Here is a 4,108-nt window from a genome sequence, read left to right as displayed (position 1 = left end):
TTATGCCCAGCTTCTATTTATCATTAGTTTCCTTGCAGAAGCCCAGTTTTACTGATTTTTATAAGAAAAATGTAGGCATAATCTTTCTTAGCGCAGTCCGAAATTCCTGGCAATTTCCTCTTCATCTTTCAAGTCCCAGATTGGCTCCTGCTCCATTTCGTAACCACAGAAGCTATGATCCATTGCCTTCTTCATCATCTCTACAGAGGGCTTTGCGTAGATTTTCGTGGTTTCTAAGGCTGAATGGCCAAGCAATCGTGAAATCAATTCAAGATCGACACCGTTTTGATACAGTTCTGTTGCACGGGTTCTGCGAAACATATGAGGATGGACTCTTTGAGGAAGATCAGGATGCTCCGGTCTGATCTTCTCTGCATACTTTTTGATGAATCGCTGTACATTCTGAGGAGACATCCGGTTGACTCTCCGGTGAATGACAGTATAGAACAGCAGGTCTGTAGGTGGTGAACCCTCATTATGGTAATGCTGGTAATACCGATTTAGGTGATTAACCGTCTTATCTGTAATAGGAACAATGCGTTCTTTATCTCCCTTGCCGTGAATCCGGATATATGGATCTTTTCGGGATAGGTTCACATCGCTTTTTCTCAGATCGAGAAGTTCACTCAGACGAATTGCGCTGTCATACAGAATTACCATGATCGTGGTATCCCGGATCAGAATTTTCCTGGAATTCCCTGGAGCAGCGAGTAAAGCGGCCATGCATTCGCTGCTGATCACGTCGCGGACGACTTCACTTTCCCGAAGAAACGGGAGATGCGATACTGCCAGCGCAACAGGCAGGACCTTGACGTCACAGTCTGAGGCATACCATAGATATGCATGCAATGCTGACAGCCTATGGTTGCAGGTTGTTTTGGCATAGCCGCGGTTCTGCAGATATTCCATGTAGTCCAGAACAAGCTCGTTAGTACAGTCGCTGAATGTAAAAGTAAGCATAGACTTCTTTTTCTCATTAGTGATAAAGCGCCGGAAAGAAGTGAGACCGTCGCGATAGGATTCAATCGTATTTTCACTTCGCCTTAGCTGCTGTGCCTCATACTTATCCAGGAAGTCACGCGTTTTCGAGAAGAATAGTGTACTGAAATCTTTCTTATTCATCAGTAATTACCTCCGGAATTACAGCAGAAGAAACCTTGTCCTTGCTACGGATTATCTTGATTGAGTCTTCAACAGCGTGATAGTAATAGTGCGTGTTTAGAACGCCGGCATGTCCCAGGTAATTGCTGAGAAATGGCATCATTGCATTTAAATCGACGCCCTGTTCCATCCACAGATTCATGCGCTTAGTCACAAAATAATGCCGAAAACTATGAACGGTAGGCTTTTTATCGCAGAGCTTGGAAGCTGCAGTCTGAGTCCAGATCTCATTGAACTTGCGGCATACTGAATGTTTTATGATGTGTTTGCTGGTATCTTTACTAGGATAGAACCAATCCGACTGAATCCCTTGTTCTGATGTCATCCAGAGCCAGTAGGATTGACAGAGCTCGGTCAGGTCATCCGCCATGTAGACAAGACGGTCTTTGTCTCCCTTTGAATGAATGATCGTGATAATTCCTTTTTCAAGATCTATGTTGCTGCGGCGCAATTCACATGCTTCGGAATTGCGAAGACCACAGCAGCAGATCATCCTGAACATGACGCGATACTCAGAATACATGCGGATGTGATCAGGATCATTATTTCTGCATCTTCCACCATCAAGAACACTGAAGAATTCCTGAATATCGCTGTCACTCATCAGGTATTGCATTACCTTAGGAAGATGGCAGATGTGATGAGGGATATAACATTCCGTTTCAAGGATGTTCATATAGATCGAAAAGGCCCGGAATATTGTCTCGCGTTTGTGCCTGCCGGATTTGCCTTCAGCAGAAGATGCTCCTTTTTCAATCCATGCTTCAAAGAGCTGCCTCGTGATGACTGGCTCGCTGATGTGATGTTCAACACAGAATCCATCGAAGCGTTTCAGGTAATAATCACAATCGTCATATGAATAGCCCTGTGCTCTTTTCTGTGTAATAAATTCATTGATATACGGCGCAAAGACACTGGCGCATTGATAGTGCTTATCCATAAAATGCACCTTCTTTTGGCCAGAAAATTCCAAGCTGGTTCAGCGAAATGGCACATTGTCTGGTACGCTGCTCATCGAGGTGCAGGTATTTGAATACAGTATCTTCTGAACGATGTCCCAGAGAATCTGAAATAACTGCAGCTTTTGTTTGGCCTCTCAGAAGAGCAGTCGCAAATGTCCTTCGTGTGATATGAAAACCTTTGTTTTCACCAATGAATCGTTCCAGTGCTTTCTGACAAACGCAGCGGCCGACCTTATCGTAAGGACTTCTGAAAGGAATAAAGAGATTCTCACTGCTGCTTTGTGGTCTTATCTGCAGATATCTGTAGATTGCATTGCCTACATGTACCGGCATGGGGAGCACTGCAGAGACTCCAGTCTTCATCTGAGTAAAACTGATTTGCTGTTTTTTCCAATCGATATCTGCTATCTTCAGCGACACGATGTCCGAAGACCGTATACCCATTCCAAGTCCAAGACATGAAATCGCATAATCCCGGCGTTCCATAGGAGTGAAGGCTTCCTGATCGACTTTCCAGAAATTCTCAACTGCTTCTTCTGGGAGAGTATCAATAATTCTGGTTTTCGGGGCATGAATGGAAGAAATCGCAGTATGCAGCCACTGGTTGCTGATGATGCCTTTATCTTCGAGATAGCAGATGAAGTTTCTGATTCGGCTGTTATAAGCAGCTTTCCCTTCTGCGGTTTCATGTTTATCCTGTGCATTGAAGCCAATTAGGATCTCTGGCGTAAGCTGATCAAACCCGGTTATTCCAACTTTATCGAAATATAGACAAAATCTGCTGATTGAACTCCGATACATCTCAATGGTAGATTGGGCACGGTTTTCTCTCTGTAGAACGGCTAGAAAGTCTTCCCATTCGACTCTGCACCATGCAGGTATGGTATCAATCATCTTTACTGGCTTAGGTGAAGTAGTCTGGCACGGAATGATCTCGCCGGTATCCGCAAAATGAAGAAATTGATACAATGCACGCCGCATTGATTTCCAGGATTTTCCAGACAATGGTTTTGCGTGTTCAAACCAGAGTTCCGCAATTTCTTTAGTGAGGGCAAGATCGTTTTTCTCTAGAAAAATCAACAGCAGAACTACGCTGCGATAATAATAATTGTATACAGATTTTGAGTACCGATTCTTCTTGAGCGCACTTTGAAAAGAAGAGGCAGTTTCCCAGAGAGAATGGTCAGCAGGGCGCATGGAATCCGCTGGAATGAAATATGTGTCCAATACAATCTGATTACGCGTGAGAATAGTCATTGCTTCTGCGTGCCCGTGCAGGCATTTACCGCGCTCAGCGAAGAAATCCAGCATCATACGTGCGGCACTTTCCTTTGACGCACGTGTGCACCTGGATTTGGAATTATTCTGACTCTGGTATAGGAGAATTAAATCAAATGTAACCTGGCGGATAGTCGTCACACCATGATTCTGCAGGAAAAGAATAAAATCCGAACATTTTCCCTGAAGAGATTTTACGTATGACGCACGTTTTCCTTCAGAAAGACAATGCGAAACAAACTCGTCTACTTCCTGTTTCAATACAGAAGTAAGCTGATCATACGGGCAGATCTGGAAACCGACATGCTGATCACGGATGCTGCCAGTTTCATAGACATCTATCAGCTGAACAAGGGCATGCTTAAGCTGCCGCTGTTTTGATGGTATTAATTCCCCGCTGTGTTCTTCAAAGCAAGCATTCAGTGCCTCTGGTGTGCATGAGGCACCAGAGGATATCAGCCATTCCTTAATCCTCTTATAGCTGTTCTGATGCTCATAGATTGCAGTGCTGCCATAGTGATTCGATGTAAGGAACTGCATCACTGTGTTTACGCACTCGTCGTACTTCTTCATAATGGTGTACCTCCTTCTATTGGTACTTTCATTATGCAGAACTGTATTATGTTATCCACATCATTGGAGCTACAGCGCAGCCATCTATGCGGAAATTAATAAATCATGGGCATAAGAAAAAGCTGGGCATAAGG

General features: G+C 44.1%; 3 protein-coding genes. All 3 read right to left on the bottom strand.

Annotated features, from left to right (window positions below):
* Positions 1-87 precede the first annotated feature (87 nt).
* The 3 genes from FYJ51_RS13295 to FYJ51_RS13285 are packed head-to-tail and all read right to left on the bottom strand — an operon-like array spanning position 88 to position 3,974.
* A complete protein-coding gene (locus tag FYJ51_RS13295) occupies positions 88-1,122 on the bottom strand; it encodes a tyrosine-type recombinase/integrase (protein WP_105303440.1) in 1,035 nt (344 codons plus the stop codon).
* Positions 1,115-2,101 (bottom strand): tyrosine-type recombinase/integrase, encoded by a 987-nt coding sequence (locus FYJ51_RS13290; RefSeq protein WP_105303441.1) that lies wholly within the window; start codon positions 2,099-2,101, stop codon positions 1,115-1,117. Before FYJ51_RS13290 ends, FYJ51_RS13295 begins: the two co-directional genes overlap by 8 nt.
* Positions 2,094-3,974, bottom strand: coding sequence for a tyrosine-type recombinase/integrase (locus FYJ51_RS13285; protein WP_105304329.1), 1,881 nt, complete (start codon positions 3,972-3,974; stop codon positions 2,094-2,096). Before FYJ51_RS13285 ends, FYJ51_RS13290 begins: the two co-directional genes overlap by 8 nt.
* Between the last annotated feature and the right edge of the window lie 134 nt (positions 3,975-4,108).

The organism is Stecheria intestinalis (genome assembly GCF_009696165.1).
Classification (GTDB): Bacteria; Bacillota_I; Bacilli_A; order Erysipelotrichales; family Erysipelotrichaceae; genus Bulleidia; species Bulleidia intestinalis.
Note: the sequence above shows the minus strand (reverse complement) of the source record. Positions and strands in the feature narration are given on the sequence as shown.